The organism is Vibrio sp. FE10 (assembly GCF_030297155.1).
In the GTDB taxonomy this organism is placed as follows: Bacteria; Pseudomonadota; Gammaproteobacteria; order Enterobacterales; family Vibrionaceae; genus Vibrio; species Vibrio apostichopi.
On record NZ_AP028067.1, the window covers coordinates 794,704 to 820,214 of the forward strand.

The 25,511-nt window shown below is 42.3% G+C and carries 23 protein-coding genes, 1 tRNA gene and 2 pseudogenes; 11 read left to right on the forward strand and 15 right to left on the reverse strand.

Annotated elements, in window-relative coordinates:
* Window positions 1-95 precede the first annotated feature (95 nt).
* Genes hsdR through QUF19_RS03530 form a run of 3 tightly spaced genes read right to left on the reverse strand, consistent with a single transcriptional unit; the run spans window position 96 to window position 4,332 of the window.
* Window positions 96-2,636, reverse strand: coding sequence for an EcoAI/FtnUII family type I restriction enzme subunit R (gene hsdR / locus QUF19_RS03520; RefSeq protein ID WP_286296033.1), 2,541 nt, complete (start codon window positions 2,634-2,636; stop codon window positions 96-98).
* A 35-nt stretch (window positions 2,637-2,671) separates the two neighbouring features.
* Window positions 2,672-3,820 carry a restriction endonuclease subunit S gene (locus QUF19_RS03525; RefSeq protein ID WP_286296035.1) on the reverse strand — a complete coding sequence of 383 codons (1,149 nt, stop codon included), beginning with the start codon at window positions 3,818-3,820 and terminating at the stop codon, window positions 2,672-2,674.
* On the reverse strand, window positions 3,817-4,332 hold the full coding sequence (locus QUF19_RS03530; RefSeq protein ID WP_353505925.1) for an N-6 DNA methylase: 516 nt from the start codon (window positions 4,330-4,332) through the stop codon (window positions 3,817-3,819). Before QUF19_RS03530 ends, QUF19_RS03525 begins: the two co-directional genes overlap by 4 nt.
* A gap of 35 nt (window positions 4,333-4,367) precedes the next feature.
* Between QUF19_RS03530 and QUF19_RS03535 the strand changes: the two genes are divergently transcribed.
* Window positions 4,368-5,548 (forward strand): IS3-like element ISVisp1 family transposase gene (locus tag QUF19_RS03535; RefSeq protein ID WP_286296037.1). Its coding sequence is split into 2 segments (ribosomal slippage): window positions 4,368-4,653 and window positions 4,653-5,548, totalling 1,182 coding nucleotides; the frame shifts between segments, so codons are not numbered across the junction.
* A gap of 19 nt (window positions 5,549-5,567) precedes the next feature.
* Here QUF19_RS03535 and QUF19_RS03540 read toward each other — a convergent pair.
* Both QUF19_RS03540 and QUF19_RS03545 read right to left on the reverse strand, forming a co-directional pair.
* The gene (locus tag QUF19_RS03540) at window positions 5,568-6,572 is read right to left on the reverse strand and encodes a class I SAM-dependent DNA methyltransferase (RefSeq protein WP_286296040.1); all 1,005 of its coding nucleotides are present in this window, start codon (window positions 6,570-6,572) and stop codon (window positions 5,568-5,570) included.
* A gap of 114 nt (window positions 6,573-6,686) precedes the next feature.
* Entirely contained in the window at window positions 6,687-6,998 is a 312-nt protein-coding gene (locus tag QUF19_RS03545; protein WP_286296044.1) for a helix-turn-helix domain-containing protein, read from the reverse strand.
* 362 nt (window positions 6,999-7,360) lie between these two features.
* Here QUF19_RS03545 and istA point away from each other — a divergent pair, with 362 nt between their 5' ends.
* From istA to QUF19_RS26420, 3 genes are all read left to right on the forward strand, one after another.
* Complete coding sequence (gene istA / locus QUF19_RS03550; protein WP_286291968.1) at window positions 7,361-8,893, forward strand: IS21 family transposase; 1,533 nt, start codon at window positions 7,361-7,363, stop codon at window positions 8,891-8,893.
* Between the two features lie 10 nt (window positions 8,894-8,903).
* Entirely contained in the window at window positions 8,904-9,626 is a 723-nt protein-coding gene (gene istB / locus QUF19_RS03555; RefSeq protein ID WP_286291966.1) for an IS21-like element helper ATPase IstB, read from the forward strand.
* Window positions 9,627-9,763: 137 nt separating this feature from the next.
* Window positions 9,764-10,090 (forward strand): transposase, encoded by a 327-nt coding sequence (locus QUF19_RS26420; protein WP_353505921.1) that lies wholly within the window; start codon window positions 9,764-9,766, stop codon window positions 10,088-10,090.
* A 7-nt stretch (window positions 10,091-10,097) separates the two neighbouring features.
* On the opposite strand, the pseudogene QUF19_RS26475 reads toward QUF19_RS26420, so the two are convergent.
* Together QUF19_RS26475 and QUF19_RS03560 are read right to left on the reverse strand one after the other, a co-directional pair.
* Window positions 10,098-10,228, reverse strand: a pseudogene (locus QUF19_RS26475) (IS982 family transposase); the annotation flags it as partial.
* Between the two features lie 374 nt (window positions 10,229-10,602).
* Window positions 10,603-10,983: pseudogene (locus QUF19_RS03560) on the reverse strand (phosphorylase family protein); the annotation flags it as partial.
* A gap of 54 nt (window positions 10,984-11,037) precedes the next feature.
* Here QUF19_RS03560 and QUF19_RS03565 point away from each other — a divergent pair.
* A tRNA-Asn gene (locus tag QUF19_RS03565) sits at window positions 11,038-11,113 on the forward strand.
* Between the two features lie 525 nt (window positions 11,114-11,638).
* Window positions 11,639-12,241 (forward strand): outer membrane beta-barrel protein, encoded by a 603-nt coding sequence (locus tag QUF19_RS03570; protein ID WP_270000026.1) that lies wholly within the window; start codon window positions 11,639-11,641, stop codon window positions 12,239-12,241.
* 49 nt (window positions 12,242-12,290) lie between these two features.
* On the opposite strand, the gene QUF19_RS03575 is transcribed toward QUF19_RS03570, so the two are convergent.
* The 6 genes from QUF19_RS03575 to QUF19_RS03600 form a co-directional block, all read right to left on the reverse strand.
* Window positions 12,291-12,764 carry a hypothetical protein gene (locus QUF19_RS03575; protein WP_286296046.1) on the reverse strand — a complete coding sequence of 158 codons (474 nt, stop codon included), beginning with the start codon at window positions 12,762-12,764 and terminating at the stop codon, window positions 12,291-12,293.
* On the reverse strand, window positions 12,761-13,471 hold the full coding sequence (locus tag QUF19_RS03580; RefSeq protein WP_270000023.1) for a winged helix-turn-helix domain-containing protein: 711 nt from the start codon (window positions 13,469-13,471) through the stop codon (window positions 12,761-12,763). Before QUF19_RS03580 ends, QUF19_RS03575 begins: the two co-directional genes overlap by 4 nt.
* Window positions 13,472-13,730: 259 nt before the next feature.
* Window positions 13,731-14,171, reverse strand: a complete 441-nt coding sequence (locus QUF19_RS03585; protein ID WP_270000021.1) for a bactofilin family protein — start codon at window positions 14,169-14,171, stop codon at window positions 13,731-13,733.
* A 273-nt stretch (window positions 14,172-14,444) separates the two neighbouring features.
* Window positions 14,445-14,840: a M23 family metallopeptidase gene (locus tag QUF19_RS03590; RefSeq protein WP_286296051.1), complete on the reverse strand. Its 396-nt coding sequence runs from the start codon at window positions 14,838-14,840 to the stop codon at window positions 14,445-14,447.
* A gap of 350 nt (window positions 14,841-15,190) precedes the next feature.
* Window positions 15,191-16,222: an IS630 family transposase gene (locus tag QUF19_RS03595; protein WP_270000015.1), complete on the reverse strand. Its 1,032-nt coding sequence runs from the start codon at window positions 16,220-16,222 to the stop codon at window positions 15,191-15,193.
* 319 nt (window positions 16,223-16,541) lie between these two features.
* Window positions 16,542-16,712 (reverse strand): hypothetical protein, encoded by a 171-nt coding sequence (locus QUF19_RS03600; RefSeq protein WP_286296052.1) that lies wholly within the window; start codon window positions 16,710-16,712, stop codon window positions 16,542-16,544.
* A gap of 315 nt (window positions 16,713-17,027) precedes the next feature.
* Between QUF19_RS03600 and dinB (QUF19_RS03605) the strand changes: the two genes are divergently transcribed.
* Together dinB (QUF19_RS03605) and dinB (QUF19_RS03610) are read left to right on the forward strand one after the other, a co-directional pair.
* Window positions 17,028-18,077: a DNA polymerase IV gene (gene dinB / locus QUF19_RS03605; protein WP_286296054.1), complete on the forward strand. Its 1,050-nt coding sequence runs from the start codon at window positions 17,028-17,030 to the stop codon at window positions 18,075-18,077.
* 105 nt (window positions 18,078-18,182) lie between these two features.
* Window positions 18,183-19,259 carry a DNA polymerase IV gene (gene dinB / locus QUF19_RS03610; protein WP_434784919.1) on the forward strand — a complete coding sequence of 359 codons (1,077 nt, stop codon included), beginning with the start codon at window positions 18,183-18,185 and terminating at the stop codon, window positions 19,257-19,259.
* Between the two features lie 66 nt (window positions 19,260-19,325).
* Here dinB (QUF19_RS03610) and QUF19_RS03615 read toward each other — a convergent pair whose 3' ends face one another.
* A complete protein-coding gene (locus QUF19_RS03615) occupies window positions 19,326-21,260 on the reverse strand; it encodes a RecQ family ATP-dependent DNA helicase (protein WP_286296058.1) in 1,935 nt (644 codons plus the stop codon).
* A 145-nt stretch (window positions 21,261-21,405) separates the two neighbouring features.
* Between QUF19_RS03615 and QUF19_RS03620 the strand changes: the two genes are divergently transcribed.
* The 3 genes from QUF19_RS03620 to QUF19_RS03630 all read left to right on the forward strand — a co-directional run bounded on the left by QUF19_RS03620 (window position 21,406) and on the right by QUF19_RS03630 (window position 24,360).
* Window positions 21,406-21,879, forward strand: a complete 474-nt coding sequence (locus QUF19_RS03620; protein WP_286296061.1) for a GreA/GreB family elongation factor — start codon at window positions 21,406-21,408, stop codon at window positions 21,877-21,879.
* 87 nt (window positions 21,880-21,966) lie between these two features.
* Window positions 21,967-22,725, forward strand: coding sequence for a YggN family protein (locus QUF19_RS03625; RefSeq protein WP_286296064.1), 759 nt, complete (start codon window positions 21,967-21,969; stop codon window positions 22,723-22,725).
* 273 nt (window positions 22,726-22,998) lie between these two features.
* Window positions 22,999-24,360, forward strand: coding sequence for a sodium-dependent transporter (locus QUF19_RS03630; protein ID WP_286296066.1), 1,362 nt, complete (start codon window positions 22,999-23,001; stop codon window positions 24,358-24,360).
* Window positions 24,361-24,545: 185 nt separating this feature from the next.
* Here QUF19_RS03630 and lipA read toward each other — a convergent pair whose 3' ends face one another.
* Window positions 24,546-25,511 (reverse strand): lipoyl synthase, encoded by a 966-nt coding sequence (gene lipA, locus QUF19_RS03635; protein WP_017110197.1) that lies wholly within the window; start codon window positions 25,509-25,511, stop codon window positions 24,546-24,548.

The following is a 25,511-nucleotide window of genomic DNA, read 5'->3' on the forward strand; positions in this document are numbered from 1 at the left end:
CATGTTCACAACCGAAAATACGCCTTTAGACAGGAAAAAGAGTTCTTGTTTTTAAATCACTGAGCTTCACATAAATGATAGGTACAAAATTGCCTCTACTCATACAAATACTTCTGAAACCCAATGAACGTATCTCGTATAGCCATTGGCGAACCGAATTGTTCAGCAGCATCGCTTATCGTGCCGTACTTAAGCTCAACTAAACTGCGCATTTTCTTGGCTGCCAGCTCTTGAACGCCATCTTCAATGTACTTGTCTAAAATGAATTCGATAAACTCTATTTGGTTTGGGGTGAATTCGCTCGATATGCCTGGCTTTGCTGTAGCGACGCGTTCTTTTCGAGTATGGGTTTCTCTGGCGTAAGCGACAAAAGACAACAGGTCATAAACGTCGCTATCTTTAGCATCGATAATTTCTTTCATGCTATCGAGTTTTTCATCGTCGTAACCCGCTTCTTGCAGATCCGCGAGTAGCTTTTCGCGGGTGCTTGGGTTGCTCCAGATCTCGCGTAGCTCATCTTCATTGCCAAAGAATCGTGGTAAATAACCAAATAGCTGCTCAACAAACTGTTTAGCGGTGAGCATGTCGCCGTCAGCACCCATGAACAATACGCTTTTCATGTGTTGTATTTGGCGTACTTTGCCGTCGGTTAGAGTAATGAATATCTTCTCTGGTTTACCTGGCCCTTCATCATCGCCCCCCGTATCGCAGCTACAAGGGGTGTCTCCGCAGTTATTACAAGGTTCGACAAGACATTGGCAAGGAGAGTGGTGGCACTCGCTACAAGGCACGTCTGGGGCTTCAGTGTCACAATTGCACGGATTGAAGCCACACTCTTCACATAGGCAACTACATGGCTTGTTATTACAGGTATCACAAGGCTCTTCGCCGGGCTTTTCCTCTGGCGGTAATGGCTCGCCATCCCACCCAGGGTCAGAGAAATTGTGATGGGCTTTTACAAAGTCATATACCGTGAAAAATGATTTGCCATCGTACATACGAGTGCCACGGCCAATGATCTGCTTAAACTCAATCATGTTGTTACATGGGCGCATCAGTACTATGTTACGTACGTTACGGGCATCAACACCGGTCGATAGCTTACGAGAGGTCGTTAAGATCGTCGGAATTGTTTTTTCGTTGTCACAGAATGTGCGTAGATCATTCTCACCCGCAGCGCCATCATTAGCAGTTATGCGAACACAGTAACTTGGGTTTGTTGTCCAACCTTTCTTAACTGCGTATTGGTTGATGAAGTCTCTAACCATACCTGCATGCTCTTGAGTAGCACAGAATACTATGGTCTTCTCTCTTGGATTGATATGGTCCATCCAATATTGCACACGCTTTTGCTCTCTCTGAGGCATTGTGATAATTCGATTGAAATCACTCTCTTTGTACACTTTCCCTGGCTCTGGTTCACCTTTAAAGGTCACTGCATCACCTGGGGTATAGATGTACTCATCCATAGTGCCGACAATTGGATATACTTTAAAAGGTGTTAAGAAACCGTCGTTGATGCCTTGCTTTAATGTGTAGCTATAAACAGGATCACCGAAGTATTTGTAACTATCAGCGTTGTCAGTACGTTTAGGTGTTGCAGTCAAGCCCAGTTGTACGGCAGGTGCGAAATAGTTGAGGATGTCACGCCATGAGCTTTCATCATTTGCGCCGCCACGGTGACACTCATCAATAATGATGAAGTCGAAGAAGTCTTCAGGATATTGTCTGAAGTTACAGTAGTCTGTGTCGGTGATGACAGCTTGTTCAAATTCTTCGTCTTCAACCTCTTCTAGATCCGCACTGTTTTGGTTTGCACTATCAGTCATTAAGGTTTGGAAAATGGCCATGAAGATACTGGCATTTTTCGGCACACCTTTGGCTTTTTTGATTTCGCTAGGGGTAATACGAACCACCGCATCTTCACCAAAGGCACCAAAGTCATTAAAGGCTTGCTTAGTAAGTACATTACGGTCGGCTAGGAATAATATACGTGGGCGCTTTTTAGCGTTACTTGGATTCTTAGCCGCTTGTAAGCTCCAGCGGCTGTTGAATAGCTTCCAAGACAGCTGAATGGCAATGCAGGTTTTACCCGTGCCTTTTGCTATTGCCTCCAACGCTTGGTTAATCGCATTCTCTTGGTAATAGCGAGGTTGCCAATCGCCTTTACATTCAAACGGGATTTTTGCAAAGTTCTCACGCCAAGTACTCGTGAATTTGGGTTCGCTCTTTCCGTCTTCACCATTAAAGGCAATCGCCCACATCTCTTCAGGGCTTAAATAGCGGTTAACGAGCTGTTCTTCACCCGTTAGCATGTCTATTTGGTAAATGTCATGACCATTGGTGGCATAAGCGAAACGGCACTGCAAGCGTTGAGCGTAGTCTTTGGCTTGGCGAACACCTTCGGTGTAACTTAGGCTTTCACGTTTGGCTTCAACAGCTGCGAGTTTACGGCCTTGAAACTCTAAAACGTAATCCGCACTGAGTTTAGAACTACGTTTACCACCGCCTAAAATACGCCCAGCAGTAATGATCACCTCTCGGCGAATAATGCTGTGGTCAGCTTTACCCCAACCATCTATCGTTAATTTAGGTGAGATTAGTTCAGCACGGGTTTCAGATTCATTTCTACTCATGACACTTACCTTGTGTTTACTGTTTAGACTGATGCTTAGTCGTGAGTTAATTCACCGCTGAAAGCTTTTTGTAGTATTGATTTTTTAAGTTCGTCTATTGAATTCAGCTTTTCATTGTAAATATCAACAACTTTCTCTATCTCTATTGATAACTGGTCGATAAGTTTAGTAATTTCTATTTGCTTGTTTTTTGAAGGTACTCTCACCCCAAACTTACTCAAACTAGAGTTACTTAAATTTGGCATTACAGCGCCCCCAGCTATTTTTTCCAAACTGGCTACACAAGAAGCAGACCTAAGAAATCTTACGAGAAATCCTCCATCACAACGATCTGATGATTTGATGATAAAGCTGCCAGTTCCGCATAAATACCCATCTTCATCTTGGGTTATTAATGCGCAGCGCCCCATTTCCCCCCTACGACCAATAACGATATCACCAGCTTTCATTTTATAAGCTGAAAGTCGCAATGCTGTCTCTTCTGAAATCGTCTTTCTTGTATCTGGTACTATTTTTTGTCCGACAATGTGCGCAGGATTTACAAGTGGTATACCGTCTTCAATGTAATCACTTTTATGGAGAAGTGAGCCGAAAGGCCCAGTAGCTATACCACCCGTGATTTCACCCAAAGTAGTATCAATCCAACCTTCACCTTTTTGGCTAAACACTTGTTGCAGGTAACTATCAAACAACTCACATGCGTTTTTTAGGTTTTGTTCGGTTTTAGCGCGTGTTTGCTCTAAGTCGGCAAACACAGTGTCGAGTAATGTCACAATGCGTTTTTGTTCTTCTACATCGAGAGGGAATTCTAATTCAAGATCCTTAAGCGATGAGTTTGAAATTACAGGCTGTGCAGCCTGCCGAGCAAGACTTCGTAAATTGTTAAAATTCAACAAGTAAGTTAAAAATTTATTATCAAAATCATACTTTTCATCTATGATCTTAAAGGCATTGTCTGTTAACCAAATATCTTCAGTAATATGCCTCGCATTGCCACATAAGGCACCTACACGACCAACAATTACATTATCGCCAGAAAGGTTGAAAGTATTATGAGTACCTGCTTGAGAGTTACCACCAAATACAGGGTAATCACCAGCTATCATATTTTTTGCAGTAAGACCGTCACCACTTTTCAGTTTAAAACAGTCTTTAAGCTTCTTGCGTACCCAACCTTGATTCATAACAACCCCTGAATCTTAGCCAAAATCGCTTCAGATTCTTTATCTAATGCAATGATGTCATCAATAATCACGTTAGGCTCACGCAGCGGTACTGCTTCCTCGGTATTTGGGTTTTTAATCGATAGATCATAAGTGCTTTCATCAACATCGCTAATGGCAATTGACCATGACTTATCAGAGTCACCTTTTTTCAAATCGCTCATGGCTGCTTTTTGAAGCACTACAAACTCTTCTAAATCTTTATCGTTTAGTGGGTTTGTTTTGCCCATGTTACGACCGACATTTAGCTCGTAGAACCATGTATTAAGCGTTGGTTCGCCTTTGGTAAAGAACAGCACAACGGTTTTTACTCCCGCACCTAAGAACGTACCACCAGGGCAATCAAGCACAGTATGTAAATTACAGTTTTCAAGTAGTTCCTTACGCAGTTTAATCGCGGCATTGTCGGTATTACTTAGGAAGGTATTTTTAATAACAACCGCTGCGCGGCCGCCAGGTGTAGTTGACCCGATCTAGTGGACACCTTCAATTGTAATTGGAGGTGTTTATGCCAGCTTATAAATCAGGTAAAAAAACTCAACAATATCTTACGGAATTTAAGGTAACTGCTGTCCGACTTTCGCTTCGAGAAGGAGCTACAGTTAAAAGCGTGGCGCTATCATTAGATATCCACCCTTATATGCTTTCTAAATGGCGAAAGGACTATAGAGAAGGGGTTATTATGGAAGATAAACGTAAGAAAAGGACTCAGATCCCGAGCCAGAAAACTGAGTCTAGTCGGATTGCAGAGCTTGAACGTCAGAACGAACAACTTAAGCTCGAGAATGACTTGCTAAAAAAGTGGCAACGATTCGTTGCCCAAGAAAATCGACAAAATTCCGATTCATAGCCCATTACAAAACGCGTTATTCCATTGTCTTGATGTGTCGTTTTCTATCTGTTTCTAAGTCGGGTTACTACGCATGGCTTGATAGAGAGCCAAGCCGCTACGATCAAGAAGAGCAGGCTTTGAAGAAGCGCATAATTAAAGTGTTTACCCAGAGTCGAGAGACTTACGGTAGTCCACGAGTTCATGCAGAGCTGAGGCGCCAAGGAGTTTTGGTTAGCCGCAAGCGTGTAGCTCGGATCATGAGAGAGCAAGGGCTAAGAGCGCGAAGTTATCGCATTTACATGAAAATGGCCAAGCTACATCGGTTCTATCAATCGATTAAGAATATTAAAAAAGACACACCAAAACCAACGGCAGTTAATCAACAATGGTCTGGAGATCTAACGTATATAAAGCAAGGTAAACGTTGGATGTATCTAGCGGTCGTTATCGATCTTTACTCGCGTAAAATCGTCGGTTGGTCGCTTGGTAGTAAGAAGAGTACACAACTAACGATGAGTTCGTTGAGAATGGCCATTAGAAATCGAAAGCCACAAGAGCGCTTATTGTTTCATACCGACAGAGGCTCTGAATATCGAGCACATGAAGTTCAAGCTTTATTATCAAAAAATGGAATTGTCCCAAGTATGAATCGTCCAGGTCATTGCACTGATAATGCGGAGGTGGAGTCGTTCTTCCATACGCTCAAAGGCGACATAATTAGGAAAAATAGTTTTAAAAGTGAGAAGCAGCTTAGAGATAAACTTGCCGGTTATATCCAGCATTTTTATAACCGTTATAGACTGCACTCAAGTCTTGGATATCGACCCCCGCATGAATATGAAGTAGCGACGGGTTAAAGATAATAGGGTGTCCATTTTATCGGGTGAAGATCACAGGTTTAAGCATTTTGATAAAGTGCTGCAAGAACAAAAATGCCGTTTCACTCGTTTGAATCGGGAAGTTCTCTTGAACCTCTTTACGCTCTTTACCACCAAATGGAGGGTTAGCCAATATTACATCGTGTTGGTTGCTTGGCTGAATGTCTTGCAAGTTTTCAGATAATGTATTGGTGTGCAATACATTAGGGGCTTCAATGCCGTGCAAAATCATGTTCATGATGGCGATAACGTAGGCTAAAGACTTCTTCTCTTTGGCATAGAAGGTGCCATCTTGCAGTGTTTTCAAATCACTCGTACTAAGTTTGGTTTTGTCTCGACCACCTTGACGTAAGTAATCGTAGGCTTCACATAAGAACCCTGCTGAACCAGCGGCACCGTCGTAAATGGTATCCCCGATTTTTGGCTGTACGACATCGATCATCGCGCGGATTAATGGGCGTGGCGTATAGTACTCGCCACCGTTTCGGCCAGCGTTACCCATATTCTTGATTTTAACTTCGTATAAGTGGCTCAACTCGTGCTTTTCTTTTTGCGATCGGAAACGAAGAGTATCTATTTTTTCCAGTGCATCACGCAGTGAGTAACCGCTTTGAATCTTGTTTTTTATCTCACCAAAAACCTCACCAATTTTATATTCAATGGTGTTGGCATTATTCGCTCGTTGTTTAAAGCCTTTCAGGTAAGGAAACAGTTCTCCATCAACAAACTCCATTAGGTCATCGCCAGTTAATGCGTTGTTGTGGTCGAAGTTACCTTCTGCATCTTTTGGTGCAGCCCAGTTACTCCAGCGATATTGCTCTTCGATGATGTACTCGTAGGTTTCCATCATCATTTCAGCTTCCTGTGACTTGGTGAACTCAAGATCATCAAGGTACTTTAGAAACAGCATCCATGATGATTGCTCTGTGTAGTCGAGTTCAGACGAACAACCTGCGTCTTTATGAAAGATATCGTCGACGTTTTTAAATACTTGTTCAAACATGCTTTGAATGTCCTGTCACGGCTGTACTATTGGGAGGATGGTTACTGCTAACTTCACCGAAAAATCCCATAGAAAATTGAGTTCTGAATTTAGGGTGGAATATACCCATTTTCTTTAGTCTTTACTTTGGCTTAGTGATGCGATGAGTGTCTTTCTGTCGCTCTCAGTCATTTGAGAAATAATGCATGCTAACTCAGCAGAGCTTTCATCTTCACAGAAGAAATAATTGAGCGGCACACCAAGCTCATCAGCGATGAGCTTTAAGGTTTGAACATCTGGGGCGTGCTTGCCTTTCTCGTACTGATTCATTCGAGGGCTTGCTGAACTTGCATCCATACCTATGCTTTCTCCCAAGGCTTTTTGAGAGAGCTTTGCTTTTTTTCGAGCTTGTTTGAGTCGCTCTGGGATTGGGTTTTTAAATGACACTTAGATTTCATTTCTCTGAGCTCAAGTTGACTAAGATTTTCTTAGTTTTATGGATTTCTGTATACTAAGCAATCCTTAGTTTTTGGTTGGTGTAATTTTGGAAATGAAACGGGCTCGAAGAATTAGTGCGGTCATGCACAAATTATTGATAGAGTGCATATTTCGGAGCTAGCCGACCGCCTATTTCGGTTTTAATCGACCACCAAATCCGTTTTTAACCGACCACTCATTTCGGTTTTAATCATCCACTTTTCGGTGTGTTTCCGAAATCGATGGTCGATTTACCGAAATAAACCTCTTTTCTCTTTTAAATCAATAGGTTTAACCTGAGTCTTTCATGTTGAGAGCACTAAGGATAAATCATGCCGAAAAAGAGAATGCCAATGAATAAAATTAAGGAAATCTTACGCCTCCGATACGAGTGCAATCTTTCTAATCGACAGATCGCCGCTTGCCTCAATATTGCTCATTCCACTGTATCCCAGCATCTATCCCGATTTAAATCCAGTGGCCTCACGTGGCCACTGGAAGAGACTCATCATGAAAATCAAGTCACCCAAGCTTTGTTTGATGGTCGCTCATCTTCTCAGCATAAAGTGATGCCTGATTTCACTCTCTGCTACTTAGAATTGAAGCGTAAAGGGATGACTAAAGCTTTGCTTTGGGAAGAGTATTGTCATCAGCATCAAGACAAAGCCTATGGCTATACACAGTTCTGCGAACTGTATAGACGTTGGCTAAAGACACAAAAACGCAGTATGCGCCAACTTCACCATGCTGGTGACAAGCTCTTCATTGACTACTGTGGCCCAACGATCCCTGTTGTGAATCCAGATACAGGAGAATGCCGACATGCTCAGGTATTTGTCGCCACTTTAGGAGCGTCAAATTACACCTATGTCGAGGCGAGTGAGAGCCAAGGGCTTGAACACTTCCTCATGGCTCATGTGAATACCTTTAATCACTTTGGTGGTGCTCCGAATCTACTTGTACCTGATAATCTGAAATCTGCTGTAACGAAAGCAGACTGTCATAGCCCTATCCTCAATGAGAGCTACCGAAAACTGGCACAACATTACGGCGTTGCTGTGATGCCAGCCAGGCCCTACAAGCCTAAAGATAAAGCCAAAGCTGAGAACGCAGTTCTCATCGTAGAGCGCTGGATAATGATGCGCCTTCGCCACCAAGTGTTCTATACAATGGCTGAGCTGAACCTGGCTATCCGAAAGCTGATGCATGACTTAAACCAACGAGAGATGAAACAGCTTGGTGTCAATCGACATGACTTGTTCAACAAAGTTGACCGTCCAGCGTTAAAACCACTGCCATCGCAACCATATGTGTATATCGAAACTAAACGAGCAACCGTCTCCCCTGATTATCACATTCAATATAAAAAGCACTTCTACTCTGTGCCGCACCAACTTGTTGGGCAACAAGTTGAGCTTGAAGCAACGCATCAAATAATACGTATCTACCACAAAGGGAGCATTGTTGCTCACCACTGCACAAGCCAAAAAGAATATGGTCTCTCTACCGTTTACGAGCATATGCCAAGCAACCATCAATACCAATCATGGACACCCGAGCGTTTTATCCGTTGGGGAAAATCTATTGGGCCAGCCACAGGTGAACTGACTCAGATGTTGCTCAAACGCCCAGAGCATGAAGCATTGGCCTTTAGAAGTTGCTTTGGGTTACTAAGTCTTGCCAAAAAGCACTCAGACGCACGGTTAGAACAAGCTTGCCGAGATGCCTTAGTGACAGAGAAGCCATACCTTGGCTTCGTCAAAAACTTATTGAAGAACCATCGAGAAGGCACTCTCTCTCAGCCTTCCACTGATACCCCAAACCTTAAACACACTAATGTTCGTGGTTCCAACTACTACCACTAGGAGAAACAATATGGACGCAATAATCCAACAGTTAAAATCACTACGCCTAAGTCATGCTTCTGATGCACTGGAACAGCAAAGGATACACCCCGCGACCTATGCTGAACTTGGCTTTGAAGAAAGGTTAGGACTCATCCTTGATCATGAGATAGTGAACCGAGATCAAACCAAAATCCAACGACTTAAACGGCAAGCCAAGCTGCGCCTAAGCGCTAGCGGTAATCAACTGGACTACCGCCCAGAACGAGGCTTAAAAAGAGCAATGATGGGAGAGTTATTATCAGGCACTTATTTACAAAAGCGACAGAATGTCCTGATTACAGGTGCAACAGGTGCAGGTAAAACCTATGTTGCTTGTGCGCTCGCCGAGCAGGCGTGTGAGCAACACTGCCCAAGTCGTTATTATCGCCTAAATCGTTTACTTGATGACCTGAGTAGTAGCCGCCTTGATGGCAGCTATCAAAAGCTGCTACTGAGCTTGTCTAAGAAAAAACTGTTGGTTATCGATGACTGGGGAATGGAAAAACTCAGCCAAGAGCATGCAAGTAATCTTCTCGAAGTGCTAGAAGATAGATACCAAGAGTGCAGTACAATCATTATCAGCCAACTACCTGTAAAAGAATGGCACGAGATGATCGACAACTCGACGATCGCTGATGCGATCTTAGATAGGTTGGTTCATCAAAGTCATAGAATCGAGTTACGAGGGGAATCAATGAGAAAACTGGCTTAAATCGACCACTTGGAGTAAAACTAAGGAAGAGAAAAGAGAGGCTTAAAAAGGTGGTCGATTAAAAACGAAACTAGGGGTCACATCAGCCGAAATACGCAGCTGAAGCGATTGTTTCACCGCTAAGTAATATGGAAGCGATGGCGAAGCACCTTGAATTGATCTCAATAGCAACACCGATTGATAAACACTCTGTGATTATTATGGATCAAGCGAGCTGGCATCAAACACACTTAGCCAATCACTTTAAGAACATCACGATAATCCATATCCCGCCCAATTCACCAAAATTAAACCCGATAGAGCAAGTTTGGCAATGGCTTCGTCAGTACAAGTTAGCGAATCGGTGTTTTGAAAACTATAACGATATAGTGAACTCGGTGTGCGAAGCTTGGAACAGTTTTTGTGAAGATAAACGCAGAGTCCAATCTCTCTGCTTTAGATACTGGACTAGGTTGATAAGTTAATTAATGGAATTGGTATTATTTCACTTTCAGACATGCTTCCTTTATGCTTACCGTTTTCAAGTTGAAGTTTTACCATTGAGGTAGAAAAGCCTTACAAAAGTCATCGACATGGCAAAATGAGTCTACTAGTTTATGCATAGCTGGTTCCCTGCGATTGTTATCTCTTGGTCGAAAGATCTGATCGCAGAACCAGCGTTTAGTTCACTTCTATTTTTATCCCAAGTTCAGGTTAATTAGGGAACATTAGTTGAAGAAAAGTAAATTATCGAGCATCAAAGAAGCAAGACTATCAGTTCCAACCAAACTGGACACAATAGTAACGATAAGGTTTGTATTCCTTTTGATGGTTTAAAATACCAATGCTGTGGTGAAAGTTTTAAACTTTATTGTCATGATGCTAGCATCCCGGAGGTTGTTAGGTTAATTTAGTTTCAATCTTTATTGCTCCTTGTGACATTACCTAGCAACAAGCTCTACACGAGAAAATGTTTTAAACTTTAATGTCCTCCGACACCTGCTTTTAGGCCAGAACTTGCGCACATTGTTAGCAGAGTGGCTGATTCCATTTCAAAGTTCAGCACCCCCATATCTTGCCATTCTTTCATCGAGCCTTGAAAACGTCTCACCACTCGACCCGAGAAAGTATCGTAACGTTCTTGGCCGGGATAGAAAGTGTCACTTGATGCCGTCACGCCCATGTGAACTTGAGCTCCCGACTCTTCCACCGCTGCTTTCATCGCCGTCGCGACTGAAAAATCAGCCACAGCAGGAAATTCCATTGGAGCAAAGTGCAGGCTTGCACCATCTAGGCGAACCGAGCCTGTCGATACAATCATATCACCAACATTCACATGTGGCTGTATGGCACCCGTTGTACCAACTCGTAAGAAAGTCTAGTTGACACCAAAGTAGCTCATCGCTAACATTCACGGCGCTTTTAAAGCAATTCCCCCTTAGTTCAGTTGGTAGAACGGCGGACTGTTAATCCGTATGTCGCAGGTTCGAGCCCCGCAGGGGGAGCCAAATTCAAAAAAGACGCCTTATGGCGTCTTTTTTTGTCTTACACCTTGCCCTATTTTTCTTGACTGACCTCGCTTAACGTTTTCTCGCTAATCTTACAAGACCGTCACCTATACCCAATACAACCAGTAGATCATTTGCAATACATGTTTTGTCATCTTGCAAATAAGTCTGATTACTAGGCCATCCTATCCTCCATCGATTTTTTATGACTTAATGGCTAAGAGAAAAGTAAACCAACGCAGAACTCAACCATTTTTTTCTAAAAAACCACCACTAAACACCAAAAAAACAAATCACTAAAAGTTAAAAAAACAAATAATAACAGTCACTTAAAATGACAAAGAAACCAAAAAAAAGGTAAATGATTAGGCTTTATTTTTTTTCTGCGTGATTCCGTGTAATTCCTTTCTGTTTTTAGGCCCAAGGCTCTAACTTAGTCGCCACTTTCACCGCAGCGTGAAACAAAAAATCGATAACAACAGAGTCAGCTACTTGTTAGCTTTAGATACCTAGGAAATACATAGTATGCAAAACAAAACAGTAAAATTTTTCGCTTTGGGCGCATTGGCAGCAGCAACGACATTTGGTGCAAGTGCAGAAAATACTTATGACTACTTTGTCGGTTTTGATGCCGGTACTCATATCAGCGGTAAATCGAAGGCAACCGGAACAGAGGAAGATGGAACCCCGTTTGAAAATTCTTATGATACCGATCCGTCTTTAATTACTGGATTGAGTGGTGGTGCGATTATTAATGACCACCACAGAGTAAAAATGAACCTTGCTTATGATGCTCTTGAGTTTGACGGAGAAGATCATACCATTGACCGTACAGACCTGACTGTTAGCTATGATTATATGCTACCTATCGCTAACAAGCTTAGCTGGACTGTGGGTGCGCATATGGGTTACGAATTTTTTGAAAGCGATGCAGATGACCTAGATGGCCTTACTTATGGTGTTCAAACCGGTCTAGACTACAGACTAACTCAAAAATGGAGCCTAGGCGCTGAAATCGCCTACACAGCTCACGACGGTGAAGTAAAAGCTGGTGAAGGTTTATGGTCCTATGAAGAGCAAATCGAAGACGACGTAACCTTTATGGCTAACGTTCAATACCACTTCTAATTGAAGCTAAACACTGTCCTTATCACTCCCGGCTTTTGCCGGGAGTTTTTTATCTCAACATAGAATTTTCACTGCGCGTCAGCATTACCGCCCCTCTAGTCCCTTCCAGCATCACTATATCTTCATTTTGATAAACCAAAACGTTATTTGATTTACCAGATAAAAATAGTGATGTATAAGTGACTGCATGGTAGCCATCTATCACTTTGGAGGTTTGAATCGGCTCAGTGGAATATGACAACTCAAAAGCGCCATTTTCAGACTGAGTGACTTCACCACTTAGCGCAAATAACGCCACACCTTCCAATCCATCACCTTCAACTGATATAGTGGATTCTATTTTTTCTCGATTGAGACTTACCTCAATTCTCTCTCGCCACTGACCATTGGCCTTTGAGTACCCTTGAATACGAGCAATATAACGCCCTTCAATTAGCAATTGCTGACTACTAAAATACAACGAGCTACCATAACCCAACAATGAGGCAATAAAGATACTTATCCAACATTTGAGACTCTTCATTTCGCTAACTCCTTTGCTAACTGAGGAAACATTACTTCTTCAACGAAGTAATTGTCACTACGGTGAGTGGCGTTATCATGAACCGAAATGTTGTAGCGACCATTTTTAAGACCAAAAAAATATAAACAGTCGCACTGAGACGCTTTTATCATGTCTAACACTTGTGGTGGAATTTCAACATCATGCTTGCTAAGAACTTGCTTACCATCAACGTCAAGAAGCTCATAGTCAGGATTGAGATAGGATATTAGCTGCGTATTGGTCACTTTAGTAAACTCAAGAAACGATGCAATAAGCAAAACAACACTGGCGATACCAAGCGCGAATCTCGCCCATGTTCTCAGTGACATTGTTTTACGCCCACTGCTAGCAGGTAGAACACCTTCCACTTTATCTAGCTTACCAGCACATTCACATGACAGCATATACCCAACTCCAACCACAGTTTTTAACTCTACTGAATTGGAAATAGCAATCGCCAAGCGAATCTTCTGAATGGATTTTTGCAATGACGAATCTGTCACTATGGTATCAGGCCAACCTGCCGACTTAAGCGCCTCTTTTGCTAATACCTGATTGGCATTGTCTAATAATGTTTTCAGTAATAAACATTCATTATAGTTAAGAGAACGGCTATGATAGGTGGTACTTACCGTCATCTTCTCTACGTCAAATATCAAATCATCACATGTGTACTGGCTAGTCACGTCTATCCTTGTCCAAGTGTAAAAATGGTCTCAGTCAATCATTCAAAAGCACAAGTACTAAGCTAGGGTAGCTTAATACTTGGATTTGTGAGTTACCTGTCAAAAAGGAACAGGCGAGTAATCTGAACTAAAGGGCCTGTATATGACAATAAAATAACATTACTTAAAGCTTAGCGCAGGTTAATATAAATAAACTTATCAAAAAAACAAAAGCCGTGTGGGCAAAACACAGCTTTTTTCATTTCAAATTTAGTTCCCATCAGGCGTATTGCTGTGCGTCTTTTTTACTTTGCTGAGGTGGCGTTTTATCACGTTTTTTCACACTCTCTAAAGGGACTACTTCTTCTGCTTTGATATTCTTTGAGCTACCTAAAAACACGCCACCTTTTTCTATCGTAAATTCAGTTGCCGAGACTTCTCCTTCAAGATATCCGTGCTCAAGAATTTGTAAGGTTTTGGAATATACTTTGCCTAAAAAACGACCATTAACAATCAGGCACTCACAACGAATCGCACCTTCCACTGAACCTGTAGCACTGATGGTGACGCACCTGTCCGTTTCTATATTCCCCTTTACCTGACCATCTATCTGGATGTGGCAAGTAAGTTTGAACTGTCCTTCGATAAAGGTGCCTTCTGCGATGACAGTTTGAGCGCTGTGGCCATTTGGCTCTCTATTATGTTTACTAAATAATCCCATTGTACATCCTCGTTCGATTTAAAAATCGCATCAAAATTATTCATTTCCCACTTGGTAAAAGGCAAAGGATCGAGAGAGCGCCCAACCAAACGAATTTCATAGTGAAGGTGATAACCAGTCGATAGCCCCGAGTTGCCCGTTAGGCAGGGTAAACGCATGAACGTTTTTTGCTCAATTTGAGTTTAATCCTTAAGCGGAGGTCGCTTTATAATTAAACGATGTAACAATTATTATCTAGCCGCTGAAAAGCAAGTTAGTTCATCTGCTTAAATATCAAACACTCGTGCGGTCGCCCTGGCCCGTTAGGCCAATTAATTGACCCTTTTTTACATATTCACCACGCTTAGCTTTAAACGCACTGAGATGTGAATAAGATGAAGTAAAACCGTAAGAATGGGCCACTCGAAGAAAGTTGCCAGAGCCCTTATTACTTTTTCTGACAACTTCAATAATTCCCTCAGCAGGCGCAAATACTGGTGTCCCAACATTCACCGCATAATCAATGCCACGATGCATACTTTTTGCCTTGGTAACGGGATGAACACGATGTCCATAATATGACGAGAGGTAACCGCTCTTAACTGGTCGACCATTGGGTATCATCTGCATCATTTGATAGCGAACAGCGGTGGTCAAAGCGGCATTATCTACTCTTTCTCTTAGATTCAAAGACTCATCGGACAAAGCCAATATTTAGAAGAGATCCATAAACACTTTCAAAAAGAAGTCGCTCAACTCTTTATCAACTACATACATGCTGAATCCGTTTGTATGTCATCGGCCATTACTGGCCCTGCAAATTTTCCCGTCGAGCGCAACAGAAAGCGTCTTGCTTCCGCTATGAACAAATATGACGCCATCGCAGAGAGAGAAAAGCAGCTGTATAAACGAGGGGTAAAAGTATGGAAACTAAAAACGTTAATGGGTCACGTAAACGATTTGGAAAACTTAATTCAGTTTTCGTAGGTATGTTTGCAGCATTATTTTCAGGGATGTTTTTTCATCGCCTCTATACCGAATCAACTTGAAGATGCAGGCTTGAGAATCTGAAAATTATCATTAATTCGAGATGTCAAAGAGCCTGCGATCTCTGGAAGAGTCACTGCAAAAAATTGGTCTATTGCCTCCTTGAAGTCCCGTTTTCTTTTGAAGTAAACGTTGTTCCTCGACTTCTCATTCATTACTTTCCATAGCCGCTCTATTGGGTTGAGGTTTGGGCTGTAAGGTGGAAGATAATGCAGTTCAATATTCAGGACAAACGCCGCATCTTTGACTAAGTCACTGCGGTGATACCCCGCACCATCTAAGATGATATGAAGCTTATGGGTTAACGGATAACTCTCTCTTAACTTACAGAAAAAGCGAACAATCGTTTCACTGTTAATGTTCTCATAGTCGTGAACAATGGTTGCACCGATATCCGATAGGTTCAGTGCGCCAATAATGTTCAATCGGCTACGATTACCCGTTGTTTCAATCACTTTATCCTGACCAGTTCGTATCCAGCCACGAGATATTTTTGTTGATAGTGTTGGGTGAACTGCATCAATAAAGACTATCGATTCATCCTCGCCACAGCTTGCCTTTAGCGCTTCATAAGCCTCGATGAAAGCTTGTTGTTTTGCTTCATCAAATTTGTGTGGAACGCCTTTCGGCTGCTTGTAGCTAAAACCATTGTGGTGAAGCCATTTGTTCATACCAGAAACCGTGTAATCAAGTCCAAATGTCTCTTTAACGTAGGCGACAATTTGATGCGTGTGAGAATAGGTTTTCTCAGTCAAATGCTCGATTAGGTGCATGGTTTGAGTTGCAGAAAGCTTGCTTTGGCTTCCGCCATTTTCAGGCTTAAGTTTTTCAGAGAAAACATAATCACTGAGATGACGAGCAACAGTCGATTCGTGAATACGAAGAGCTTGTGAAATCATAGTCTGACTCCAGCCTTCAGAAGCCAGCAAAACAGCCTTAATACGGTCGCAGACCCGACTATCACGTTCAATGTCGTGCATTTGTTCGAGTTGTAGTTTCTGCTGAGGAGTCAGTGTAATTTTCATGGTTCGTAGCATGATCCTGATTTTAAAGAAAATCAAGCACCTTCAATGATCACGGGTATATATTAATTTACAATCCCTTGGCGTTTATGGACAACAAAACTAGACTAAGTATTACTTAGTATACAGAGACTAATAAAGCTAAGAAAATCTTAGCTACTGAGAAACTATATAATGAAAACCAAGTGCAATTTATTAACCCAATACCAATTAGACTCAAAGACGCTCGAAAAAAGTGCGACTTTCTCAAAAAGCGCTGGAAAACGAAACGAAGGCCGACTTGCATCAGCTTTATAGTGCACTCCACGTTTGATAACGAAACTCATTTCTTTGTTTGTTCGAAGTAATTTCGATTTTGGGGCGCATCAGTGTTGAGGGAAGATCCATTTTTCTCCTCTTGTTCGTACCTCTCTCTATATTCTTTCGCTGACTTTATTTCCAGCTTAACTGCAACCTTCCTAGCTTGCTCATAGCTCATATAAATTTCAGACATTCAGCACCTCCCAGATCTCACATAGTTCAATCAATACTAAGGATTTCTTAATATACCAATTAGTATATAGTTTATGGTTCTCACAAATTCCAGTTTCATAATTATCAAATCAGACTTAATCACTGATGTGGATAGGCGTAGTTTTAGTATGCTTTTCTGAGTAGAACTAATTTTCATATAGATAGTTGAACAATGGTATCGTTAGATTCTTTTGCTAGTACTGTATTTGAATTGCTATAATGCTGTACAAATACACAGTTCAAAGGTGTTGAAAAGGTTTATGCACCTAAACCATTCAAAAACATCGATTAAAGTATGCGAAAAATAATTCACATTGATCTCGACAGTTACTATGTCTCTGTAGAAGCAAGGGACAACCCCTCTTTACGTGGAATTCCTCTAGCTGTTGGAGGGAAAAATGGTCGCGGCGTTATTGCAACGTGTAGCTATGAGGCGAGAGCTTTTGGTGTGCGTTCGGCAATGTCTACAGCAAAAGCGTTACAACTTTGCCCAAGCTTAACGGTAGTGTCTGGAAATATGGAAAAGTATAAGGCGGTATCTAGGCAAATCCATGAAATATTTAGACGGTATACGGATGTAATAGAGCCACTGTCGTTAGATGAGGCATATTTAGATGTCACAGGTTCTAATTTGTTTCAAGGTTCAGCAACTTTAATTGCAGAAGACATACGTAAATCTATTCAAACGGAATTGAATTTAACGGCTTCAGCAGGAGTTTCCCCATTAAAGTTTGTTTCTAAAGTCGCTTCAGATGTGAATAAGCCTAACGGTATATGTATTGTCCCACCTTCTGAAATCCAAACTTTTATAGACGAATTAGAACTAGGGAAAATAAATGGTGTTGGGAAGGTGACGTTAGAGAAATTAAACAAACTTGGCTTGTATAAAGGGGAGGATATTAAGAATTTCGATAAAAACACTTTGATTTCAAAATTTGGTAAATTTGGGCATACGCTTTGGCAAAGGTGCAATGGTATTGATGATAGAGATATTGTTGTTGAAAGGGTAAGAAAGTCAGTAGGGGTTGAACGGACATACTTAAATGATATTCATAGCCTGGATGAATGCATGCTTGTAATAAAGCCTTTGTATGTCGAATTAGAGCAAAGGTTAGAAAAAGCGCTTGCAGATAAAGTGATCACGAAACTCGGTGTGAAGTTAAAGTTCAACGATTTTCAACAAACAACGGTTGAACATAAGTATGATGAAATGGATATGCAGTTTTTTATCAAGTTATGTGAAGAAGCCGTTGCTAGAAGTCATGGACGAAGTATACGTTTAGTCGGACTAAGTGTTGGTATTGAACCCAAGGAATCAACTGATCAATTACAACTCCCTTTGTGATTTTTGTAAGTGGATTTTTAAGAAAATGCCCATTTTTTACATAAATTTCTCAGATTTTTTTGTAAGGGGGAGTTGCAAGTGAAAGTTTGTATCTAACTCTATGTTATAAATGCGTATTCACTCACTCAGTCAGTTAAACTTACATTTTTCACCCACAAGTTTACATACGCAGCTGTCGAAATGCGCGATAACCCGGCCTACCGAAATCGACCGCTTGCGGTTGGCGGGCATGAAAAACAACGAGGTGTCTTGAGCACCTGTAATTACGAAGCTCGCAAGTTTGGTATTCGTTCTGCGATGCCAACGGGGAAAGCGCTACAGCTTTGTCCTAACTTATTAGTGGTTCCGGGAAGAATGCAGGTTTATGTTGAGATATCTAAAAAGATCCGTGAAATTTTTTCTCGATACACATCATTGATTGAACCTCTTTCTCTGGATGAAGCATTTCTTGATGTGACTGAATCAAAGTTGTGTCACGGTTCTGCGACACTGATTGCCGAGTCAATTCGCCGTGATATTTGGAACGAGTTAAATCTCACGGCTTCAGCCGGTGTCGCTCCGATAAAATTCTTGGCTAAAGTGGCTTCGGATATGAATAAGCCCAATGGGCAATTTGTTATTCCTCCGCAAGACGTACAAGCTGTCATTGATGATTTACCACTCGAAAAAATCCCAGGCGTTGGCAAGGTCAGCATTGAAAAGCTCCATCTAGCGGGATTCTTTACATGCAAAGACATCAAAGGGGCAGACTATCGAGACTTGCTTCTGAAGTTTGGTCGACAAGGTGCATCGTTGTGGAAGCGAAGCCATGGTATTGATGAAAGAGAAGTCATCATAGAACGCGAGCGTAAATCCGTAGGCGTTGAGCGCACGTTTACTCAAAACATTTCGACTTATGCTGAGTGCTGGCAGGTGATAGAAGACAAATTGTTTCCTGAGCTTGAAACTCGCCTAGAAAAAGCCAGCCCAAGTAAAGCAATCATCAAACAGGGCATTAAGCTCAAGTTTGCTGATTTCCAACAAACGACCATAGAACACATACATGCTTCATTGGATCGAGAACACTTCAAAGAACTATTGAGTGAGATCTTAAAAAGACAACAAGGGCGAGAGATACGCCTGCTCGGTTTGAGTGTGATGTTACAACCCAAAGAACAAGTGAAGCAGCTGAGTTTCTTTTAATTTTCATCAGCTAGATTTATGCAAACCTAGCTGACTTTTTGGTACAAGCGGTGTGTTTTAGCGTTATTATCTTGGCAAGCGTTTTACCAATGCTAAGGTTTCACTGAACGGTTGTTGCTCTAACTTTCCGTACCCCGACATTTTGCTGGCTTTTAATTTGGTAGAAAGCGGTGTCGCGATTCCGCATAAAAAGCGAGTAATGGCTTCGTCGGTAATCAGTTGTTGGCTATTGGATATGAACTCTTGAATCCAAGCGACGACGATCTCTTCATCTATAGGTTCAGCTTTCACGCTTGGTAGTGTGGCAATTTCTCCTCGGCATACTGAGCAGTGACCACAGTCTTTGGGTGCCTTATCATCGGCAAAGTAACTCGCAAGACGTGAGCTTAGACAAGTATCCGCCTCAAAGAAGCTCAGCATTTGATTAAGACGGTTTATTTCACTGTTCTCTTTTGCTTTAAACAACTCAGTTAAACGTTCTGATAATTGCATCATATCTTCAGACGTATTGTGGATCGCGTAAACATCCGTGATCTGCTTACTTTCCAATTCAATCCAGCCTTGTTCATTGAAGTAGTCGATAGCGGTAACAACGCGTTGACGGTCGGCCTGGAAGTGTGTCCAAAGCGCATCGAAATCAACTTGGCACCAGACTCTTGCTTGTGGTGAGCATTGGAAAATAGCCTCTACGAAGTGTCGGCGTTCTCCTTGGAACTGCTCTGTGATCTGTTGTTTCGGACGAATGAACTTAAATTTGTAGTCAGCGAAGTAGCTGTATTTGGGCTCAATCACGCCTTCAATTTCGAGATAAACCAACAGTGTTTTTAGCGGGAGTTGACGAATGTTAGATTCACGCGATAGTTGGTTGAGCATGATCTCCCATTGGTTTGCACCAGAAGCGCCAATGTTTTGGTTTTCGTAGATCTCTTTCAAGACAGCTTGGATCGAGATGTTGTCTGGTGTATCACCAAATACGAAGTTCTCTAGCGTGCTGAGGCCATACTTGTTGGCGAGAAGAATACATGCTGAAGGTTGACCATCTCGGCCTGCTCGGCCGATCTCTTGCGAGTAGTTCTCTATCGATTTTGGTAAGTCGAAGTGAATCACACGGCGAATGTTTGACTTGTCGACGCCCATCCCGAAAGCAATCGTCGCCACAATACAATGCACGTCATCATTCATGAATTGATGTTGAATGGCATCTCTATTTTCTGGTTTAAGCCCTGCATGGTAAGCGACTGCGTTGATTCCAGCATTGCGCAGTTGCTGAGCCACCATCTCTGCTGTTTGTTGAAGGGTGACATAAACGATGGTCGGAGCTTGAGGCGCTTGATTGGCGACCGAGCACAGAGTCTCTAGCTTACTAGCTTGTTCACAAGGCTGAATCGACAGGTCGAGGTTTTGACGATAGAAACCCGTAACAACAACGCGTTCCTCATCGATATTAAACTTAGACTTCATGTCTTGGATAACTGAGGTTGTTGCGGTTGCAGTCAGTAGTAATACCTGCGGGATATTCAGTTGTTTTTGGTATTGAGGCAACTTGAGATAATCGGGTCTAAAGTTGTGTCCCCATTCAGAAATACAGTGCGCCTCATCGACCACAAGTAACGAGATTGGAACCTGAGAAATGAACTGGCGAAAGCGTTCGTTCTTCAAACGCTCGACGGAGATCATCAGAATCTTGGTGTCTCCGTTACGCACAGACTGCATCACCTGTTGAGTGGTCTGTCTGTCTTGGCTAGATTCTATCGCAGCGGCGCTGATCCCTTTACTGTGTAAGAAGCTTAATTGGTCTTTCATTAAGGCTAACAGTGGAGAAATAACCAAAGTTAAATGAGGTAACTCTAACGCGGGTAATTGGTAGCACAGCGATTTACCTGAGCCCGTCGGGAATATGGCCGCGGTAGAGTGACCGGATAGAACATTATCAATGACTTGCTTTTGCCCATTACGCAGTGAATCGAATCCGAATACTTGTTTTAGCTTCTGCTCAATCATTTATGTTCTACCTGAGTTATTAAGTGTCGTATTGATGCTAAAGCGTTCGCCTATCTATGATCGCGCCGCTTGATGAATCAAATGTCTTGCACCTGATTGTACCTAATTCTATTCTGTAGCTCCTATAGAAAAGCACTCCAAAAGTATGAATAAGTCTGAGCTTCGACAAATAATTTTAGAGCAACTCGAATCACGGCTACGCATCGCACAATCTGCGACTCAGCGAGCTATTGATGCTGCGACCGATGAAGAGACCGTGCCAGAGCACAAATACGATACCTTGGCGTTAGAAGCCTCGTACCTTGCGCATGGACAGGCGATGCGAGTTCAAGAGTGTGAAGATGACATCCAGTGTTTCCGAAACCTCGTCTTGCGAGACAGCGAAAGAATCACCGTCAGCAGCTATGTTGTCGTTATTGACGAACATGATGAATATAAACACTTTTTCCTTGGACCTAAAGTCGGGGGGCTTTCTGTTACGTGGCACGAAAATGAGGTTGCCATCGTCACGGCGAATGCGCCATTTGGTCAGGCTCTAATGGGCAAAGAAGTCGGTGATGAAATTGAGTTTAAGGTCGCTGATAAACAGTTTTGCTATGAAGTAGTATCGATTGACTGAATGACAGGCTTAGAAATATAAACGTTTTTCTGACAAAGAAGCATAAACTAGCGGTATAGTCGTTGGGCAGATTGATGAGAGGGTGTTATGAAAAAAAGCGTATTAATTGCATCATTAACAGTGGCTACCGCTGTTGTGAGCCTGCCAACTTTTGCAGCTCAGTGTCGAGTTGATTTGAAAAATGAACTACGAATTGATGAGCAGAAAGTCGAAATCCATCAAGTAAATGGTGATACAGCTATTCTTGATGGCAATAACGATCTTTATATTCATGGTGAAAAGGTGGCACTTGATGCCGACCAACAAGCGGCAATTGAAAAATACCGTGACAGCATGAATGAGTATTTACCACGCGCAAAACAAATGGCGAATGACAGCTTAGCCTTGGCGAATGATGTTATTGATGACATCGCTGCCAGTCTAGATTCTCCAGAGTCGTTTGATAATGTAAAAGAATCAATGAAAACGTACTTTGCTGAATTAGAGGCTCGTTACTATAAAGATGGCGAGTTAGTCCTACCGGCTGATAGTTTCGATTCGATGGCCAATGGTTGGTCTGAAGATTTCGGAAAGGCTAAGGAGATCTTTAACCAAGAGTTTATCTCAAGTGCCTTTAATGCGATGTCGGAAAAAATGAAGCAAGACGGCGGGCTAAATTTGACCGAAATGGCTGATAGCATGGCTGAATTAAAGCTTAAAGTTGAAGAGCGAATGAAAGAACACTCTCAACAAGTACAAGAGGAAGCGAATGAGTTCTGTGATTCTCTAGATGAGATGGCAGAGCAAGAGCAAGAGCTGCATAAAATCATTCCGAACCTAAAAGACTACCAAGTATTTACTATCTAGCTTGAGTTTCAGATTCGTCAGAAGAGCACCGATTGGTGCTCTTTTTTTATGGGTTAAATAAGCTAACGATTAATTAAGGAATACCTTTGAATAGTCTAATCAATCGTTGCATTGATTTTATTTGGTCAGTTAGTCTGGGAGATTGTTAATAATTTGGTCTTAAATACTAAGTAGATTGTAAAAATAAGATAATTGTTCATTTATTGGTTGTGCCTATCATTGCTTTTGATTACTGTACTTCTCAACTAGTTCACTGATTCTTATGCGGGCAATATGGACCAACAATCTTCCTCTTCAAGAGAGCACTTTAGTTCTCGTTTGGGTTTTATTTTAGCAGCGGCGGGTGCGGCTGTTGGCTTAGGTAATATTTGGGGTTTCCCAACCCAAGTTGCCAGTAACGGCGGTGGTGCTTTTCTGCTTGTTTACCTAATCATGATTTTCGTGGTTGCTTTCCCGATGCTGGTTGTTGAGATGGCGATTGGCCGTCATGGTCAAGCGAACCCTGTCGATAGTATGCGCTCTTTGACTTCGAATCCTTTAGGTAAGAAAGTCGGTGAATTTGTTGGTTGGATTGGCTTAAGTGTCCCAAGCGCCGTGTTGGCCTTTTATAGTATTGTCGGCGGTTGGTTGATTTGCTTCCTTTTTGGCGCGGTTGCTGACCTGATTGGCTTAGAGTCCATCGCTGATTGGTTCAAAGGCTTCAGTGTTGAGCGAAACGTGTTTGGTACCGTGCTCTTCTATGTACTGACTATTCTGATTGTTCAAGGTGGTGTGAAGCAGGGTATCGAGAAGTGGTCGACTCGCTTAATGCCAGCGTTGTTCATTTTGTTTGGTTTACTGTTTGTTTACATCATGACGCAAGCGGGTGCGATAGAAGGCCTGAAGCATTACTTGGTTCCAGACTTTGAGAAAGTGTGGGATAGAAAACTCATTCTAGCGGCAATGGGACAAGGCTTCTTCTCGCTAACCATTGGTGGCTGCTCTATGTTGGTTTACGGTTCTTACTTAAGCAAGAAAGAGAACCTACCAAAAATGGCGATGAACGTAACCTTGGTTGATACCGCTGTCGCTTTTATTGCTGGCTTAGTGGTTATGCCTGCCATGTTTGTTGCGATGCAGAAGGGTGTACAAATCTACGCTGAAGATGGCTCACTATTGAGCTCTGACACACTCGTATTTACGGTTCTGCCTTTGATGTTTGATAGCTTAGGCGTACTTGGTCAGATCTTCGCAATTGTCTTCTTCTTGTTGCTAACGATTGCTGCTCTAACTTCTTCAATTTCGATGCTGGAAGGGCCTGTAGCGCTAGTGAGTGAGCGTTTCAATACCAGACGAACACCAACGAGTTGGGTGATTGGTGGTGCTATTGCACTGTTCAGTGTGGTGATAGTTTATAACTTTGCTGCGATGTTTGGCATGGTTGCGATGATAGCGACTCAGTATCTTCAACCGGTCGCAGCACTGATGTTCTGTCTGTTTGGCGGCTGGGTGTGGAGCCGAGCTTCAAAAGTGAAAGAGCTTGAACAAGGTTGTCCTGATTTTCAGCTTGGTTGGTTTGGTAAAGTGTGGCCGATGTATGTGAAGTTCGTATGCCCAATCTTGGTGGCAACAGTTATCTGGGCTTCTTTTGGTTAATAGACCATTTAACATCTAGATGATTAGACTTCGAATTCAAGGCCACTCTTAATGAGTGGCTTTGTTGTTTTCGTATCGAACAAGCTTGTTTGCTCAAAAGAAAAAAGAAAAAAGAAAAAAGAAAAAAGAAAAAAGACGCTGAACATACAATTCAGCGCCTTTTCAATTTTGGTTTAAGCAGGTGATTACTTAATTTCCATACCTTGAGCTTGCAAGTCGGCATGGTAAGAAGAACGTACAAATGGGCCACAAGCTGCGTGAGTGAAGCCTAGTTCAAGAGCAATCTCTTTCAGCTCATCAAACTCTGAAGGCGGCACGTAGCGTTCTACTGGTAAGTGGTGACGGCTTGGCGCAAGGTATTGGCCTAGTGTCAGCATAGTTACGCCATGTTCGCGAAGATCTTTCAGTACTTGAACGATCTCTTCTTTCGTTTCACCAAGACCCATCATCACACCTGATTTAGTTGGGATGTCTGGGTGTTGCTCTTTGAATTTTCTCAACAGATCAAGAGACCACTTGTAGTTCGCGCCTGGGCGAGCTTTACGGTATAGACGTGGTGCTGTCTCTAGGTTGTGGTTGAAAACATCTGGCGGGTTGTCTTTCATTAGATCAAGTGCAACGTCCATACGACCACGGAAGTCAGGAACCAGCGTTTCAATGCGAATATTTGGATTCTGTTCGCGAATTTCACGGTTACAGTCAGCAAAATGCTGAGCACCACCATCACGCAGGTCATCACGGTCAACTGAAGTGATTACAACGTACTTCAGCTTCATGTCTTTAATCGTCTTAGCCAGTTTCTTCGGCTCTTCTGCTTCAGGAGCAACAGGACGACCATGGGCAACATCACAGAACGGGCAGCGACGAGTACAGATAGCGCCAAGAATCATAAACGTTGCCGTGCCGTGGTTAAAACACTCGGCTAGGTTAGGGCAAGACGCTTCTTCACAAACTGAGTGCAGGTTGTTTTTACGCATTGCTGATTTGATTTCTTGAATACGATGGCTGTCTGAAGGAAGTTTAATCTTCATCCATGCAGGCTTACGTAGAACTTCTTTCTGTTCAGCAGGCATATTCTTTACGGGAATTAATGCCATTTTGTCAGCGTCACGATATTTAACGCCTTTTTCCATTTGGATTGGTTTGCTCAT

Coding starts and splice junctions, on each gene's coding strand:
- QUF19_RS03585 (WP_270000021.1), bottom strand. CDS start 14,171: ATGGGATTATTTAGTAAACATAATAGAGAGCCAAATGGCCACAGCGCT.
- QUF19_RS03540 (WP_286296040.1), bottom strand. CDS start 6,572: ATGTTTGAACAAGTATTTAAAAACGTCGACGATATCTTTCATAAAGAC.
- QUF19_RS03630 (WP_286296066.1), top strand. CDS start 22,999: ATGGACCAACAATCTTCCTCTTCAAGAGAGCACTTTAGTTCTCGTTTG.
- QUF19_RS03595 (WP_270000015.1), bottom strand. CDS start 16,222: ATGAAAATTACACTGACTCCTCAGCAGAAACTACAACTCGAACAAATG.
- hsdR (WP_286296033.1), bottom strand. CDS start 2,636: ATGAGTAGAAATGAATCTGAAACCCGTGCTGAACTAATCTCACCTAAA.
- lipA (WP_017110197.1), bottom strand. CDS start 25,511: ATGAGCAAACCAATCCAAATGGAAAAAGGCGTTAAATATCGTGACGCT.
- dinB (WP_286296054.1), top strand. CDS start 17,028: ATGCGAAAAATAATTCACATTGATCTCGACAGTTACTATGTCTCTGTA.
- QUF19_RS26420 (WP_353505921.1), top strand. CDS start 9,764: ATGGCGAAGCACCTTGAATTGATCTCAATAGCAACACCGATTGATAAA.
- QUF19_RS03525 (WP_286296035.1), bottom strand. CDS start 3,820: ATGAATCAAGGTTGGGTACGCAAGAAGCTTAAAGACTGTTTTAAACTG.
- QUF19_RS03600 (WP_286296052.1), bottom strand. CDS start 16,712: ATGTCTGAAATTTATATGAGCTATGAGCAAGCTAGGAAGGTTGCAGTT.
- QUF19_RS03575 (WP_286296046.1), bottom strand. CDS start 12,764: ATGAAGAGTCTCAAATGTTGGATAAGTATCTTTATTGCCTCATTGTTG.
- QUF19_RS03570 (WP_270000026.1), top strand. CDS start 11,639: ATGCAAAACAAAACAGTAAAATTTTTCGCTTTGGGCGCATTGGCAGCA.
- QUF19_RS03615 (WP_286296058.1), bottom strand. CDS start 21,260: ATGATTGAGCAGAAGCTAAAACAAGTATTCGGATTCGATTCACTGCGT.
- istA (WP_286291968.1), top strand. CDS start 7,361: ATGCCGAAAAAGAGAATGCCAATGAATAAAATTAAGGAAATCTTACGC.
- istB (WP_286291966.1), top strand. CDS start 8,904: ATGGACGCAATAATCCAACAGTTAAAATCACTACGCCTAAGTCATGCT.
- QUF19_RS03620 (WP_286296061.1), top strand. CDS start 21,406: ATGAATAAGTCTGAGCTTCGACAAATAATTTTAGAGCAACTCGAATCA.
- QUF19_RS03625 (WP_286296064.1), top strand. CDS start 21,967: ATGAAAAAAAGCGTATTAATTGCATCATTAACAGTGGCTACCGCTGTT.